Here is a 16,521-nt window from a genome sequence, read left to right on the forward strand (position 1 = left end):
TTTGGCTTTTATAGCGCCTTGCCCAGGCATATTTTTCAAAAACCTAAGGTGTTACTTCATTTATTATTTCTGCGGCCCGCAGAGTGAGGTCTTTTAGTCGCTCAGGTAGGACAACTGAAGGAGGTTGGCGGCTTTAGGCGAGGCACTACCCACTTAAACAGCGCCACAAAAAAGGCTATGACCAGTATTATAATCAGCACATTTTCCATGTCGTCTCCATTTCATTAACACTCCAATAATGTACCCAAAAACAGTTCCTGTCAAGTTTGTACTTAGTGGACTTTTCCCACATATTATGGAAGCCATTGTTCCTGAGCGTAACTTGCTGGAGCAATGGGGTACCTTTCGAGGAGGAGCAGGAAGGGGAAAGTCCGCCTCAGGCGGAAAGGGGTAAAACCCTTCCCCACCTGCGAGCCCCGAAAGGGTCACTGCGCAGGCCGTGAAGCGAAGGAATGAGGGCTTCCATAAAATATGGAGATGTGGCCCCGGCAATCTCTACCTCCGGGGAATAATGCTGAAGATTCTCCCTTTATCGTGCGCTCTTTTCTGAATCAGGTAATCTCCATACAGGTCCAGGCGGATTCGCTCCATGCCGGGGAGGAGTTTTTGCGGGAACCTTTTCTTTTCAATCTCGCGGGAAACTTTTTCATACAACCAATAGACAGAGCCCTTAGGTCTTTTGGAAAGAAAGCGAACCAGCTTATCCTTTATCTCCTGGTCCTCTTCGTTCTCCGCTAGTTGTTTAAGCTTTTCTTCAATTACGTCATCGACATGAGGGCTAAGGAGCGTTTTTAAAAGGACCAGGGCCTCATTGCCACGCCCCCAATCAAAAAACAGTTGTATCTTTTCGCCCTGGTAAAGGGCATTATTGGGATCGATGGCCAGAAGCTTATCATACCGGGCCAGGGCCTTAGAAAAGGCAAACTTCCGGGCGTAAAGCCGGGCCAGCTTGAGCAATCCCCCCTCATTATCCGAATATTTCTCCACCCAGTCTTCATATTCCTTTAGTGCTCTATCCACATCCACATGCTCCAGGGCCTGGGCCAAAAACCATCCGGCCAGGAAGTGCTCGGGATTGTTCTCTTTGATCTTCCGGTACAGAGTCACCTTCTCCGGCCAGTCAAGGAGTTCACTTTTAAAGAAATCATCATTCCAAAAGATATCAGGACGGCGCCGGCATAGCCCTTCGATCTCCAGGCCAATAGTCTCAAAATATATGCCGTCACCGGCTTCGACCAGAGATTTTCTGAGTCCGGTTAATGCCAGCGCTGAGTATGGCATTTCCTGTAACGCCGCATTATAAACGGCCACGGCCTGCGGAAATCGTTCGCTTCTATAGTAATTTTCGGCCAGCCCGGTCCGCGCCTCTCCGGCCGTATCGCCACTGCTAAACATTGATTGATAAATACCCGCGGCCTCGTCCCATTTTTCGCGCCCCATAAGTATTCGGGCCAGTAGAAGACGATACCCGTCGCTGCCGCTGTGAGAGGCAAGATAACTCCTTAGAAGTTCCTCAGCCGCCTTGTACTCATTATCTCTCAGATGGAGAAGGGCCAGGCCCCGAATCCCCGCCGCCAAACCCGGATCTTTTAAGATCATCTTCTGATATTCCGCCCGGGCATAATCCGCACGTCCTTCGTCAATGTAAAGCTCTGCCAGTCCGCCGCAGGCGACTTCAAGGTCAGGGCAGCGTTTTAAAATGTCTGAATACATCATCCGACTCTTATAGTAGTTACCGGAGAGCCTTGCCAGACGGGCAAGGCCAAGCAGGGCCTCCTGGGAGTCGGGATTTTCGGCCAGCAGACGGACATAACACTTACCGGCCTCTTCATAATCCTTCAGGCCCTCGTAAGTGCGGGCCAGACCGAACGTTGCATCCTTATCATCGGGATAAGTAGCCAGTATCTTCTTATATGTATCCAGGGCTAAATCCAGCTCACCCCTTACCTCATACGTCTTTGCCAATCCCTTCGATGCCTCCGGGTTCTTAGCATCAGCAGCAAGAACAGAGCAGAATAACTTTTGGGCCGCAGCCACCCGGGCCTGTTCAATAAGGAGATGGGCCAAGGCCAGCTTTGCTGGCGAGAGGTCAGGATAAACCTCGACCACCGTCTGCCAGGCCCGGGTGGCCTCACCTATCCTGCCCAATGTCTGTAGTATTGTGACCCTCTTCACCAGGGCCTCTTTATTCTTAGGCTCAAGGGATAAAACATCCTCAAGGGGCTTAAGGGCCTTTTCCTGTTCACCCATTTTCAGCCATATATCAGCCAAATCAATTTTAAGGCCTGTTTTTTGGGGGTACTCCTGGCTTAGTTTCTCATATATGGCAGAGGCCTCTGTATATTCTTTGGTCTTTAGGTAAATTCCGGCCAGTTCTTTAAGAGCCTCTTCGTCCTTTGGGGCAAGGGACAGGTAGGTCTTATACTGTTCTATAGCTGCCGGGTATTGTCCGCCGGCAGAAAGGGCTTGAGCAAGTACAACCATCCCCTCTCTGTGTTTCGGTTCAATCTTTAACAGGGCCTGGAGGCTGACTGCGGCATCTTTGTAAAGCCCGAGTTCACTTTCAATCTGCCCTATCTTAAAAAGGAGCTTACTGTCATTTCGATTTTTGGCCAGCGCCTCTTTCAGATGAGGCAGCGCCTCTTTCTTCTTCTCTTTCTTAAGATAAAGCTGGGCAATCTTATCATGGCCCGCCAGATTATCCGGATAAGTTTTCAGAAATCCGGCAAGCACCTCTATGGCCTCTGTCTCACGACCGGCGCTTATAAGAGAGTCCACATAACGGTGAATAAAAACCGGATCGTTGCCTTTAAGGCCGATCAGCCTTTGGTAATAGGCTACGGCTTCGCCGTATTTTCCCAGGTTATCCAGACAGATAGCCATCTTATAAATCAGATCCACGTCTCGGGGGTTTAAACTCAATGCCTTAAGTAGATAATTAGATGCCTCTGAATAGCTTTTTAGCTTAAGATAAGCCTCTCCCAGACCCTTCAGGGCGGAAAAATTCGCGGATTCCTTTAAAAGTATCTGTTCGTAAAGTTTTACGGCCCTTTTTTCATTCTCGTGGGCAGCCAAAAGTTCGGCCAGAGGAAGCATGGCATCGGTGCGGTCAGGCTTTGACTCTAAAAAAATCTCCAGGGCCTCTATAGCCTCTGTATCTTTCCCCATATATCTCAATATCTGGGCCATCTCAAAACGGGCGTCATCCAGGTTAGGCTTGATCTCCAATACTTCCCTGTACAGAACCAGGGCTACGTCATATTTCTTCTGGCGGGTAAATTTACGCGCCAGGTCCCATTTGCTTTTCCATCGCGGCGCATCTTCCTGTTTCATAATTATTCTTGTGCCGGGAACCGCAGGCGGAGAAGCGGCCTTATTACCCGACACCTTGTCGGCTGCCGTTACATCCGCAACCCCCATCAGGAAAAACCAGATTAGGAGGACACAACCCTTTCTTATCATCCTCTTCCTTCCCTCAGTCGTGGATCGATAGCATCCCTTATACCTTCACCAAGGAGGTTATAGCCAAGCACAGTAATAAGTATAGCCATACCCGGATAAAAAGAAAGCCACCAGGCTACTTCAATACTGTCCTTGCCCGCGGTAAGGATATTACCCCAACTCGGCGTGGGCGGCTGGACACCAATACCCAAAAAACTCAGGGCAGATTCGGTCAGTATGGCCGCAGCTACGCCCAGAGTGGCAGCGACCAGTACCGGAGCCATGGCATTCGGTATAATATGCCTCCATATTATGCGGGTATGGCTGGCTCCTAAGGCCCGGGCCGCCAGGACATAGTCCCTCTCCTTTATGGACAGTATCTCCGCCCGAATCAAACGGGCCATTCCCATCCACCCCGTTGCCCCGATGACCACCATGATATTCCAGATGCTGGGCTCAAGCAAGGCCACGACCGCCAGAATCAAAAAAAACGTCGGGAAACAGAGCATAATATCCACAAAACGCATAATAATCGTATCCACATAACCAGCGTAATAACCAGCCATAGCCCCTAAAAAGACACCGATAACCATAGCGATACCCACGGCTACAAACCCTACCATAAGGGATATGCGCCCTCCCCAGATAATCCGGCTGAGGACATCGCGGCCCAACTGATCAGTGCCAAGGGGATGGTCATAACTGGGTGGTTCCAGGATAGATTTGATATCAATATAACTTGGATCGTAGGGAGAAAGTACAGGGGCCGCCAGAGAAATGATAAAAAGAAGCCATACAACCCCCGCCCCTATTAACCCCAGGCGATGACGTCTGAAGCGCCGCCAGAATTCTTTAACCAAGGCCCTTGTCATTACTTATCGCACCCGTATCCGTGGATCAACCAGGGCATAAGAGATATCCGCTACCAGGTTACCGATAAGGGTCAGAACCGCCCCGATGACCAGCTCACCCATGACTACCGGATAGTCTCTGGCCATGACCGCCCCGTAAAATAGCTGTCCCATGCCTGGAATGGCAAATATCGATTCAAAGATGACGCTGCCGCCGATGAGGCCGGGGATAGACAGGCCCAGGACAGTCACCACCGGAAGCAAGGCATTGCGCAGGGCGTGTTTATAGATAACCACCCGTTCAGGCAGGCCTTTAGCCCTGGCCGTAAGGATATAATCCTGCCGTATTACCTCCAGCATGTTGGACCGCATATAGCGCGAAAGGCCGGCTAACCCGCCGAACGCCGAAAGCAGGACCGGGAGAATGAGATGCCTGCCCAGGTCAACCGTTTTACCCCAGAAACCAAGGTATTCATAGTTCAGGGACTTGAGGCCGGATATGGGCAGCCAGTCCAGATGTACGCCAAAAACGAGCATCAAAAGCAGTGCCAGCCAGAAGGTCGGGGTGGCAAACCCTATAAAGACAAAAAGCGTGGTGGCCTTGTCAAAAAGAGAATACCGGTGAACCGCAGAGAGTATCCCGATGGGTATGGCCACAACTAAGATAAGAACCAGAGAGAGGATGTTGATAAAGAGGGTGACCGGCAACCTCTCCATGATCTTCTCCTGTACCGGCCGGTTGTCAGACGAAAAAGACCGGCCAAAGTCAAATCGCACCAGTCTCTTCAGCCAGTCAAAATACTGTATAGGGAGGGGCTTATCCAGGCCGTAGATGGCGTTGAGGCGGGCCCGGGCCTCCAGAGAGACCTTGGGCTGCATCATGGTCTGCATCTCCGTGGGCGCGCCAGGGGCAAGATGCAGGACGGCAAAGGAGATAACGGTTATCCCCAGAAAAATTGGAATCATGAGGAATAATCTTTTCAGGATATAAGTGGCCATTATCTATTAGCTTTCAGCATTCAGCTATTATCTGTCAACTATCATTTGAATCGTTCACCGTTATCAGTTCGCCGTTGTCCATGAAAAGGGCGAAAAACGTCTTCTTCGGTGAACGGTCAACGGTCAACGGTTACTATCTTATACCTCTGCTCCGTCTTTGGCACATACCACTTAATCAGGTTATAGGTTATACCCGCGGCGGCGGGTTCAATACCCTGAAAACGGGCCTGAACCACGGGAAGGGCGTCCGGGACATAGAGAAACACATAAGGCACTTCCTCGGCCAGTATCTCCTGAATACGCCAGTAAATTTTTCTGCGTTCCCCTTGGTCAAAGGTGCGTCTGCCTTTTTCCAGCAAGGCATCTACCTCTGTATTTCTATAAGAGATGAAGTTTAACTCTCCGGGTCTTGTCTTGGAAGAGTGCCAGACGTCGTATATATCGGGGTCCTGGCTTATTGTCCATCCCAGGAGAGTAGCTTCAAACGCCTTTTTCTCGATAAATTCCTTGATAAAGGCAGCCCATTCAATAATCCGGATATTGACATTAATGCCGACCTCTTTCAGCCGGCGCTGGATGATCTCTGCCGTCCGAGCACGGATATCATTCCCCTGGTTGGTAATAATGGTGAAACGAAATGGTATCCCACCCTTGTCCAATATGCCGTCACCATCCGCATCCCGCCACCCCGCCTCTTGTAGAAGTTCCCGGGCCTTGACGGGGTCGTAGGGATATTGCCTTATATTGGGATTATAGGCCCAGGTGCCGGGTTTATACGGCCCGGTGGCCTCCTGCCCCAGACCAAGCAGAACCCCTTCGATAATCTCTCCGCGATCGATGGCATAGGAAATGGCCTGCCTTACCCGCCTGTCCCTGAACTTTTCATCTTCCAGATTAAACCCCAGATAGGTATAGGCAAAGGCCGGATAGCGGTACTTGTTAAAGTTCTCTTTAAACTTTCGATACTCCGTCTGCCGGGCATATTGAAGCGGGCTAAGGCCCATGTTATCTATACCTCCGGCCTTAAGTTCCATGAACATGGTAGCAGAATCGGGGATAATCCTGTAGATAAAGCGATCGATATAGGGACGGCCCTCGAAGTAATCGGGATTATAGGCAAGGACAACCTTTTCCCCGGCCTTCCATTCCTTGAAGATAAAGGGGCCTGTGCCTATGGGATGGCGCACCAGAGGGCTCTTCATGATATCCCTTCCTTCCAGAAGATGTCCGGGCAGAACAGAAATCCCCCAACTGGCCAGGGCCGGGGCAAAAGGCTTTTTATAGGTAACCCGGAAGGTATAAGGGTCCGTCGCCTCCGCCCTTTCCACCTGAAGGAAGTCTTCGGCATAGGCGGTTGGGGTGCGAGGATCGATCATAGTCTTATAGGTAAATAAGACGTCTGCGGCGGTAAAAGGTTGGCCGTCATGCCACCTTACCCCCTTTCGCAGATGAAAGGTAATGACCAGCCCGGATTTTGAGACCTCAAACGATTCGGCCAGATCACCCACCAGCTTCAGGTCTTTGTCATATTTCACGAGGCCGTTGTATATGAGGCCGGCCACCTCATGAGAAGAACTATCGGAAGCAAGGATCGGAATTAAATTTGAAGGCTCTCCGATAGACCCGGTGATCAGGGTGTCGCCATAGCAGGGCGGTCCGGCTGCTGCCGGACGCCCCGGGGTCTCACTGCTGTCTTCCGGCCGGGAGCAGGCCGGGCAAGATATGAGGGCAAGAACCCCCCAGACCAGGAGCATGCGGCCGCTGATTTCCAATATCTTTGCCGGCGCTTTCATATCCAAGAACGCATTATACGGCAAACATTCCCTTGAAACAATCTTTGTTTTATTATAGTCTGGTCGGCAGTCGGCCATCAGCATGAAGCCGGTTCACCGTTTACTGTTGACCGTTTACCGAAAGAAAATATCGGACAACGGTGAACGGATAACGGATAACAAACATGCTGACAGCTAATCGCTGATCGAAGAGAACTCCCAGCCGGCCTCAGGCCGACCGTAGGCCGGAAACGGTTGTTTTTTTGAATGAGCGCCGCCCATGACATCCCAGCCACTACTTTCCGTCCAGGACTTAACGACATATTTTTACACCGAAGAAGGCACCTTAAAGGCGGTTGATGGCGTAAGCTTCACTGTGGAAAAGGGCGAAACTGTCTGCGTCGTAGGCGAGTCCGGCTGTGGCAAGAGTGTCACGGCTCTGTCCATACTGAGGCTCATCCCGGACCCTCCCGGCAGGATAGTCTCCGGTTCAATCCTGTTCGACGGCCGGAATATTATGAAACTGGGAAAGGAAGACCTGCGCAGACTCCGGGGACGACGGATTTCCATGGTCTTCCAGGAGCCGATGACCGCGCTCAATCCGGTCTTCACCATAGGCGACCAGATCACAGAGGCCATACTCGTACATGAAAAGATGACGCACCATCAGGCCGAACAAAAGGCCGTTGAACTCCTCGGCCTGGTCGGCGTCCCCTCACCTGCCGAACGGATAAGGCATTACCCCCACCAACTGAGCGGCGGACTAAGACAAAGGGTTATGATCGCCATGGCCCTGGCCTGCCGGCCGGACCTTGTAATTGCCGATGAACCGACCACGGCCCTGGACGTCACCATCCAGGCCCAGATACTGGATCTGCTCACCGGGATCAAAAAGAAAACCGGCATGGCCCTCCTTTTGATTACCCACAATCTCGGCGTGGTGGCCGAGGTAGGCCAAAGGGTTATCGTCATGTACGCCGGACGCATAGTTGAAGAGGCCGATGTCGATAACCTCTTTTCCCGGCCGCTCCATCCCTATACCAGGGGGCTCCTGGCCTCTCTGCCGCACGTCTCGTTGGATAAGGAACCACTACACCGCCTCACGCCCATACCCGGCACGGTCCCGGCGCTTTCCGCCCTGCCCGGAGGCTGCACCTTTCAGAACCGCTGTAACGAGGTACATAAAGAATGTCTCAGCACCGAACCACAACTTCTTGAGGTAGAAAAAGGGCACTTCGTGCGGTGCTTTTTAAAGGCAGACCGGCCATGAAACCAGTGGTTGAAGTCAAAGACCTGTTTAAACATTATCAGGTGCGGAGCGGCTTCTGGGGCGGGAAAGACCACGACTTACAGGCCGTGGCCGGCGTTAACCTTACCATCATGCCGGGCGAGATATTAGGGTTGGTGGGTGAAAGCGGCTGCGGCAAGTCCACATTAGGCCGCCTCATACTGAAACTAGAGGAACCTGCCTCAGGCCAGGTTTTCTATAAGGGCCGGGACGTCTCCTCTTTATCCCAGAGACAGATGCGGAATTTGCGCAGGGATATGCAGATCATATTCCAGGATCCCTACTCGTCGCTTAATCCACGCCGGAACATATTCGATATTGTGGCCGAACCGTTCGTAATCCACAAGCTCTGCCGCGGCAGGACAGAACTGATCGAAAAGGTCACCCATATACTCGGAGAGGTGGGTATTGGCGAAGACCAACTCTATCGCTATCCGCATGAATTCAGCGGCGGACAAAGGCAGAGGATCGGCATCGCCCGTGCCTTAGCCCTGCATCCGGAATTCATCGTGGCGGACGAGCCGGTCTCTTCCCTGGACGTCTCGATACAGGCCCAGGTAATCAATCTCCTCCTGGACCTCAAAAACAAATTCAATCTTACCTATCTCTTTATTGCCCACGACCTTCAGGTCGTACATTACCTGAGCACCCGCATCGCCGTCATGTACCTCGGAAAAATCGTGGAAATAATAGACAAAAATCTCCTCGGACAGGTCCCCCACCACCCCTATACCGAGGCCCTCTTGGCGGCCGCCCCTTCTCCTGACCCTACCCGCCGTCAAAAGCGTATAGTCCTGGAGGGAGATCCACCCAGCCCCTTAAACATTCCACCGGGCTGTCCCTTTCACCCCCGCTGTCCATACCAAAAGGACATCTGCACGACGGATAAGCCCCTCTGGCACGAAGCCAGCCAGAGGCAGTGGCTCTCCTGCCATATCCGGTAGGGCCAGTGGTTTTGGTGGGTTTAATGATTTCCTCTTTGTTTTTAAGCACGCAAACCGCGCATGGAATAAAATAAGAATTGACATTCCAATTTTACACGGTATAATTGAACTATGATTACAAGAATGCCTAATCTGCCCTTTAGGCGCAGAAGTATCTTCCTCTTCGGCCCGAGACAGGTGGGGAAGAGTACGCTGGTTAAGCACCTGTTAGCGGGTACGGATTATCTTGAGATCGATCTCTTAAAAAGGGATGTGTTCTTGAAATACAAGACGAACCCGGATCTGCTCAGGGCGGAGACAGAGTTTTTAGCAAGGAGTAAAGGCAAGGTCTTCATATTTATAGATGAGATACAGAAATGTCCCGAACTCCTTGACGAAGTGCACTATCTTATCGAGAAGTTCAGAAATAGAGTATCTTTTGTATTGACGGGGTCAAGCGCCCGGAAACTGAAAAGGGTCTCCGTAAATATGCTGGCCGGGAGGGCCTGGCAATATTTTTTATTCCCTTTTACTCATATAGAACTAGGCGAAAAATTCGACCTTGACGAAGTCCTGCTCAGGGGAACACTTCCTCCGATAATTGACGAACCGCTTGAAGATGCGTTCCGGACGTTGAGGGCCTACGTGCAGACCTATCTGAAGGAGGAAATACTTGACGAGGCTATCGTCAGGAATATCGGAGCATTCAGCCGGTTCCTGGACATGGCGGCCGACCAGAGCGGGAAAATCGTAAATTTTTCCACTATATCCCGGGAGGCCGGAGTAAGCAGTAAAACCATAAAAGGATACTATCAAATACTTGAGGATACACTGATCGCCGTTAAACTGGAACCCTACCTGAAAAGCGCCCGGAAGCGGTTGACGATACATCCCAAATATTATCTCTTTGATCTGGGTGTCATCAATACCCTTAACGGCAGAACCTCCGTTTCATCAGTGGGAGGGCCAACCGTATATGGAATGTTATTTGAACACCTTATAGTCCTGGAGACCTATCGTCTTGTCCGGTATGCCGAAAAACCTATTCGCATCTTCCACTGGAGGTCTGCGCATGGAGCAGAAGTAGATATGGTGTTAGAAGAGGGAGACAACTTATGGGCCATTGAGATCAAATCGTCACGGGTAGTAAAATCCGGCGATCTCAGGGGGCTAAAAGCGTTCAGGGATGATCACCCCCGTGCCGTATGCCTCTGTGTTTCTACGTGCGATACACCGTATATGGTCGGAGAAGTTCCGGTTATCCCCTGGAAGATGGCATTTGGAATGGGTTACCTTAACCTTGTTACATAAGTTGTTTCGGTGGGCACAATAACACTGTCACCTTACGGGGCTAGGCTGTAGCTGTGGTCACAACATGAAGCCATAGATAACGTTTTCCATCTCGCTGTAGTTTTTCGAAACGACTTTAAACCCTTTCAATTTCAGTTCCATGGCTATGGACCTGAGCCTTTTAACGTCGGATGCCTGAGGACTGACCTTAACCTCGTAAGCCTGGCTTTTGTCCACAATGAAGTCTATTTCAGTTCCGCCTTTCTTCTGATAATAGTTGAGTTCTCCCTTGAGCGCGAGACTTTGAAAGATACTGTTTTCAAAAAGGCTGCCCGGATCCAGTCTGGCAAGATGATTCGCCAGACCGGTGTCACACACGTACACCTTGGGCATCTTTCTGATCTCAGTGTCTTTTCCACTGCTGAATGGTCTTATTCTCTTTATAAAGTACGTTCCTTCCAAGAATGAGATATATTCACTCAACGTAGGTCTGGAAATTCCCAATTCCTTGGAAATCCTTTGAATGTCCAGTCTGGAGCCGAGTCGTTGCATCAGGAGCAGCATCAAGTCACGAATCACGTCATTTCTGCGGAAATCTCCCAACTGGAGGATTTCCAGTTGAAAAAAGGAGGAGAATATCTCTTCCAGCGCCCTCCTTTTTTCTTCGGCGCTGCTTTTCAACACCACCCCCGGGAAACCGCCGAATAAAATATACTCGTCATAGAGCGGCCTGATCGCCTCATAGATAGGACGGGTGATATCGGTAGCCGTTTCGGGTATCCTTAGAGCGCTCCCTTTGAACAGAAGAAATTCCCTGAAGCTTAAAGGAAAAAGCTCAAAGATATACTTTCTTCCGGCAAGGGACTCGGTAAACAGGTTCTTAAGGTAGAAGCTGGCTGAGCCGGTTAAGAAGAATTTTACATGGTAATGATCGATAAAATATTTGAGCACAGACGGCAGGTTTTTTACCATCTGTATCTCATCCAAAAAGACAAGAGGCCTTCCGGTGAAGTCGATTCCCAGGAACTCAAGGGATACCTTTATGCGGTCGTAATTAGTCTCCTCGAAATATTTTCTGTTTAATGGATTTTCCAAATCCAGAAAAAGCTTGTTCCTGGACTTTATCTGGTCAAAGACCAGATGGAGAAGCGTAGTCTTGCCGGTTCTACGCATGCCGGTAACAATAATCGCCTCCGGAGAATCGAAATACGGTCTGATTTTTTCATAGATATCTCTTGGTTTAATCATGCCGCTAATTTACATTAAGTCAAACTATTTGTCAAATAATACCTGCATAATGTTAATATGCTATTTCTTGTCTAAAGGGAGGATGACTTGGATGGGCCGGAAAGCGATACTAGTATCTTGATGACCCGGGCCATTTCTTATATCTCATTGTGCAATGCTTTCGGTGGGCAAAGCCCACCCTACAGGGCTTCTCAATCAAGCACGTAGAGAATTGCATTATTTCATGGCTGTCCCCAATTTCCCAACACTGTGGATTTTGTTCAACGATAGTGTCTTCACGAGTTAATTCCCGGTATCAATATCTTTATTCCTCCTATAGCCCGGTTGTGCTCATAAGGTTACACAATTTGTCGCGACAATTTGTGCCCGCCTACATCCCGCACTCGGGTTCCTAGGAAGTGATTTTGGAAGGTCTTTGTGTAGCGCCATTATGATAATTGTCTAATCATTTTATTTATGGTTTGCGCCAGTTCGGGAATATGGTTTTTGCAAACGTCGTATATTACCTCTGCATCCGTTTCAAAATAATGATGGCTTATGATATCCCGCATGCCTTTGGCTTTACTCCAGTCAACCTGAGGAAACCTCGGCAACAGGGATTTGTTTGTGGTTTTGTCCAGATTTTTCAATGCTTCACCAATTGCAATCAGCAGCATGCATATGCTGTCAAGTTTTTCCATGCCTGCCGGCGAGCCTGTAAAATCGCTTACTGTTTTTACAGGCTCAAAACGTTCTAAAATTGTCTGCGCTGCCTGATAAATCTGCCCCAGTATTTCTAAAACAAGCTCTCTGTCATACATATACGGCTTCCTTGTCTATCCTTTTCTTTAAAAATGCATTCATTCTGTCCCTGTATCTTACTATATCCACAGGCTTCTGAAACTTCTCCTCCAGATCCTGCTTAATGCCGACAAGGTAGAACAGATCCGGTTTGCCAAGCTCAACAACAACGTCAATATCGCTTTGCTCATTCATGTTGTCTCTGGCCGCTGAACCGAAGACACCGATCCGTTTGATTTCGTATTTATCCCTGTTCATCTCCACAAAGCCGCGCAGGGTCTGTATTATTTCATCCCTTTCCATTTGTTCGCCCTCCTGTAGTCACTTCCATAATTGCGTCCTACGGGACGTTTCTTACGTTGCATAACACCCATCCGCCTTCTATCCAATCGCTTGTGTAATACTGACGGAGTTTACACTCTTTTTCAAATCAAAAGAAAAGCAACGCAAGAAACAACGCCCCTGCCGGTCCTTTGGGCTGACCCCTATATATACTGCTGCTGTCTTGCGCCTTGGTGGTCCCTATGGAACTATATCAAAGGATATCTAATCCTTTTCTTATATCAGCAATAGAAAACATTTCCAGCCTCTGAAAGAATTCAACATTCTTGGCCGCAGACAGAACCACGGCCTTATCATCATCGCTGGTGACAAGGAGCCATATTTTCATTTTTGCAAAGAGGCTCTCTACCAGTTTTATCTGCTCTAGCGTAACCAACTTAAGCTCGATCCTCTCGCTTAGAGACGACATCCTTTCCCGTATTAGGTCATTAAGCATGTTTAATCGCCAAATAATTATTTCTGGACGAAGGGCGGTGAAATTGCCGAAGAATATATAGGTCATTCCTGAAAAATCGTTCAATAAATTGAAACCGAACGGGGCTCCCATACGAAATATGTCTTTTTCGCCAGCCCAGTAGGGTGGGCTTTGCCCACCGTCTTTGTCGTCCTTCATTCTCTGCCGACATCGATCGGAATCTCCACCGGTGTCGCACCCCAATCCGGCGAGTACATCCCTTTCTCAACATAACGATGAAATGTCGAATACGGCCAGTCCTTCGGTGCATCTACAATCCGATGCTTTACCAGATTGTAATGGATGTAATCACAATGAGCCGAAAAATCCTGATCGTCTCGAATCATGTGTTCCCAAAAACGTCTTTGCCACACCGTACCTTCTCTATGCTTCTTTCGAGACGGGGTTGGATTCGGGGTGTCCAGCCAACCCCGGGCCCTCTTGGTAAACTCAGTCTTTATCAGCGCCCAACGCAACGAATAATTGATGTCTCCATCCGGTAAACGCCAAATGCAGTGCATATGATCCGGCAGCAAGACCCAGGCTTCAATGATGAAAGGATGCGAATTGCGCACCCTTGCGGTGATTTCACGTAACAGTGCTCTCGATTCTTCCAGACAAAGAATCGGCTGCCGTTGGTGCGTAACCACCGTGAAAAAATATGTATTTCCCTCCCGTGCCCTTCGATAATTCGGCATTTAATATTACCTGTCTCCCCAACATATTGTCAGGATTTTCGGTGGGCAAAGCCCACCCTACGGGGCTGTAAGAGGCTATGGCCTGTTGCCCTTCCTTTGATATGAGCCAGTCTATAAACGCCGTCGCCTCTTTGTATTTCACATGCTTATGCCTTTGTGGATTCACCGCCATAACTCCGTATTGATTAAAGAGGGTGGGATCGCCTTCCAGGGCAATTATCATCTCCAGCTTATCTTTGTCTTTTGTCGCCAGCCAGGTACCTCGGTCCGTAAGCGTGTAGGCGCGCTTTTCGTTGGCAATCCTCTGTGTCTTTTCCATTCCCTGGCCCACTTCAAGATACCACTTCTGTCCCTTCGGGTCTGTACCGGTCTTTTCCCATATGGACAATTCCTTCGTATGCGTGCCTGATTTGTCACCCCGTGATACAAACGGACAGGCGCTTTCTACAATTTTATGAAATGCTTCTGCTGCGGATTTGACGCCCCTTACCCTGGCCGGATCATTTGCGGGGCCGATAATGACGAAATCATTGAACTCGGATTCGCGCATGATTTAATAGCCCTCACAATTCATTCTAATGTGAAGAGTAACCGACTAGCAATGGAACGCACCATAATTGCCAGTCCACGCAATGGATTGATTCCTCATTTTTTCTTGCACACACACTTTCTGAGAGCAACTAAACGCCAAATTTCTTTGCGAGCTTATCAGCCTGTTTCGTATCCCAACCGTATTGCGTGGCAAATTGTTTTATTTCTTCCTTTGTTGGTAAAATTCCAGCTGATTTCAGCTTCTTGAAAATAGCTTTAGCCAATGACAGATTAGAAGGCTCCAAAATCGAGAGTCGACCAAGTGGCCTTAGTGAGCTTGTCAGATCTTTAATAGCATCTTCCGTCGATTGGTATTGGTCTGGTTCGATCATGCTGTTTTCCTTTCTAACGAGTCTGTAGAAAAAGGTCAAATTTAGAGGACTCTGAAGCCTTTCACGTTTATAACCTATCGAAATTATTAGATTGCAATTTCTCCAAAACGGCCCGAATAGGGTTTTTCTACAGGCTCAACGCCCCGCATAACCGACTGGCAATTCCGCTACGCGGAATTGCCAGTCCGAGTTGATGCGGTTGTTAGGTCTATGCGGTCTATGAATATATTTTTGCTCCACATGAACTTATGCCCTTTTCATCTATAATCGTTGCTTCATAGAGTGTTCGTTCTATTCCAAATTCTTTCTCTGGTTGCTGGCCATATTTCACAAGAAAAATATCAAACTCACGGATTGGATTGCCTGTCACCCAGCCTATATCTTTTTCTAAATCCTCTTGCTTTGTTTTTGATACAATTTCCCGAGCTAAATTTATAGCAGGTTTATACATCTTTTCGCTTGTGTATTTGAACCGTTGTCCGTATTTTCCTTTGCCCTGCAAATCTTTAAAGCTTAAATCTTTCGGAAGTCCTGGGATTTTCTTATGCAGCCAGCCCCAGTCTAGAAATATCTTTGAAATAACGATATCTGGTTTTATCACCTGAAAACCAAGATCCATCATAAAGTGTAAGGCTGTCAGATTGCCTCGATATCCTATTTTCATCAAATTCCCGTGTATGGCCCACACATTTTCATCGCTGTAACCATTTTTTACAAAATCAAGAACCGGTATGTTTGTACCCTTATTGTTAAGAAAATCTATTAATAGCCTCGCCACAGACACTATCTTAACAAGTTTCTGGACATTGCCGATTGTTTGCTTATTTAAAAAGTCACCTGTCCTATTAAAAAAGTCATGAACTTGATGCCCACCTCTAATAAATGTATGTCCTAATGCTTCTATATTCCAATCTTCCCCAGAAAATCTTTCGTAATCATCGAAAATACTTTCTATATCATTTATCTCTGTTGTAGCGGTCTGCGATAAAATGTAGGCATATCTGATTTTTGTCCATAAGTGATGCCAAATAGCGGTTGCTGTATTCTTATCTGTTCCACGATATTTCCTTAATTCAGCGTCATCACACAGCTTTTCCACGCCTTTTTTTAGTCTTTCTTTATTCTTCCTATGTATATCTGGATTATTAGACAGGGGTCGAGTTGCCTCTTCGTAAACAGCCTTCCGAGTTTTGCGATAAAGTTCGGACATCTCATGTACATCATTTCCATTCATGATGTTTTCCCCCTTTCTTGGACCTAACGGTAAAGATTGTATACGGAGTGAAGCGTAGCGGAATTCCGGATACAATCATGTTGAACGGAGCCGCGCCCCCATTGTCTATGGGGATTCAATCGAGCGACTTCGTTGTAACAAGTTTCATTAATGGTGAATTCAAGTTGCAAGTGCACCACTTGATCTATGCCAGAAGACTTCATGGGGAGACCGGTAGCCAAGGCACTTTCTTGGTCTATGATTAAGCTTTTTAACTGCAACCGCAATATCTTTTTCAG

At 48.5% G+C, this 16,521-nt stretch carries 15 protein-coding genes; 3 read left to right on the forward strand and 12 right to left on the reverse strand.

Annotated elements, in window-relative coordinates:
• Positions 1–495: 495 nt before the first annotated feature.
• The 4 genes from PHT49_09655 to PHT49_09670 form a co-directional block, all read right to left on the reverse strand.
• Complete coding sequence (locus PHT49_09655; GenBank protein MDD5452144.1) at positions 496–3,462, reverse strand: tetratricopeptide repeat protein; 2,967 nt, start codon at positions 3,460–3,462, stop codon at positions 496–498.
• Positions 3,459–4,313 carry an ABC transporter permease gene (locus PHT49_09660; protein ID MDD5452145.1) on the reverse strand — a complete coding sequence of 285 codons (855 nt, stop codon included), beginning with the start codon at positions 4,311–4,313 and terminating at the stop codon, positions 3,459–3,461. The genes PHT49_09655 and PHT49_09660 overlap by 4 nt, the downstream gene beginning before the upstream one ends.
• 3 nt (positions 4,314–4,316) lie before the next feature.
• Positions 4,317–5,291 carry an ABC transporter permease gene (locus PHT49_09665; protein ID MDD5452146.1) on the reverse strand — a complete coding sequence of 325 codons (975 nt, stop codon included), beginning with the start codon at positions 5,289–5,291 and terminating at the stop codon, positions 4,317–4,319.
• Positions 5,292–5,407: 116 nt separating this feature from the next.
• Positions 5,408–7,084: a peptide-binding protein gene (locus PHT49_09670; GenBank protein MDD5452147.1), complete on the reverse strand. Its 1,677-nt coding sequence runs from the start codon at positions 7,082–7,084 to the stop codon at positions 5,408–5,410.
• A 259-nt stretch (positions 7,085–7,343) separates the two neighbouring features.
• Here PHT49_09670 and PHT49_09675 point away from each other — a divergent pair, with 259 nt between their 5' ends.
• The 3 genes from PHT49_09675 (at position 7,344) to PHT49_09685 (ending at position 10,585) form a co-directional block, all read left to right on the forward strand.
• Complete coding sequence (locus PHT49_09675) at positions 7,344–8,333, forward strand: ABC transporter ATP-binding protein (protein ID MDD5452148.1); 990 nt, start codon at positions 7,344–7,346, stop codon at positions 8,331–8,333.
• Positions 8,330–9,295 carry an ATP-binding cassette domain-containing protein gene (locus PHT49_09680; protein MDD5452149.1) on the forward strand — a complete coding sequence of 322 codons (966 nt, stop codon included), beginning with the start codon at positions 8,330–8,332 and terminating at the stop codon, positions 9,293–9,295. The genes PHT49_09675 and PHT49_09680 overlap by 4 nt, the downstream gene beginning before the upstream one ends.
• Before the next feature lie 111 nt (positions 9,296–9,406).
• Positions 9,407–10,585, forward strand: coding sequence for an ATP-binding protein (locus tag PHT49_09685; protein ID MDD5452150.1), 1,179 nt, complete (start codon positions 9,407–9,409; stop codon positions 10,583–10,585).
• 57 nt (positions 10,586–10,642) lie between these two features.
• Here PHT49_09685 and PHT49_09690 read toward each other — a convergent pair whose 3' ends face one another.
• The 8 genes from PHT49_09690 to PHT49_09725 form a co-directional block, all read right to left on the reverse strand.
• A complete protein-coding gene (locus tag PHT49_09690) occupies positions 10,643–11,812 on the reverse strand; it encodes an ATP-binding protein (protein ID MDD5452151.1) in 1,170 nt (389 codons plus the stop codon).
• A gap of 428 nt (positions 11,813–12,240) precedes the next feature.
• Positions 12,241–12,612: a DUF86 domain-containing protein gene (locus PHT49_09695; protein ID MDD5452152.1), complete on the reverse strand. Its 372-nt coding sequence runs from the start codon at positions 12,610–12,612 to the stop codon at positions 12,241–12,243.
• A complete protein-coding gene (locus PHT49_09700) occupies positions 12,605–12,895 on the reverse strand; it encodes a nucleotidyltransferase domain-containing protein (protein ID MDD5452153.1) in 291 nt (96 codons plus the stop codon). The genes PHT49_09695 and PHT49_09700 overlap by 8 nt, the downstream gene beginning before the upstream one ends.
• Before the next feature lie 232 nt (positions 12,896–13,127).
• A complete protein-coding gene (locus tag PHT49_09705; GenBank protein ID MDD5452154.1) occupies positions 13,128–13,547 on the reverse strand; it encodes a hypothetical protein in 420 nt (139 codons plus the stop codon).
• Complete coding sequence (locus PHT49_09710) at positions 13,544–14,038, reverse strand: transposase (protein MDD5452155.1); 495 nt, start codon at positions 14,036–14,038, stop codon at positions 13,544–13,546. Before PHT49_09710 ends, PHT49_09705 begins: the two co-directional genes overlap by 4 nt.
• Positions 13,977–14,636: a substrate-binding domain-containing protein gene (locus tag PHT49_09715; GenBank protein ID MDD5452156.1), complete on the reverse strand. Its 660-nt coding sequence runs from the start codon at positions 14,634–14,636 to the stop codon at positions 13,977–13,979. Before PHT49_09715 ends, PHT49_09710 begins: the two co-directional genes overlap by 62 nt.
• Positions 14,637–14,766: 130 nt before the next feature.
• Positions 14,767–15,009: a hypothetical protein gene (locus PHT49_09720; protein ID MDD5452157.1), complete on the reverse strand. Its 243-nt coding sequence runs from the start codon at positions 15,007–15,009 to the stop codon at positions 14,767–14,769.
• Between the two features lie 217 nt (positions 15,010–15,226).
• Positions 15,227–16,243, reverse strand: a complete 1,017-nt coding sequence (locus PHT49_09725) for a hypothetical protein (GenBank protein ID MDD5452158.1) — start codon at positions 16,241–16,243, stop codon at positions 15,227–15,229.
• Between the last annotated feature and the right edge of the window lie 278 nt (positions 16,244–16,521).

The sequence above is a fragment of the Desulfovibrionales bacterium genome (genome assembly GCA_028715605.1).
Lineage (GTDB): Bacteria > Desulfobacterota > QYQD01 > QYQD01 > QYQD01 > QYQD01.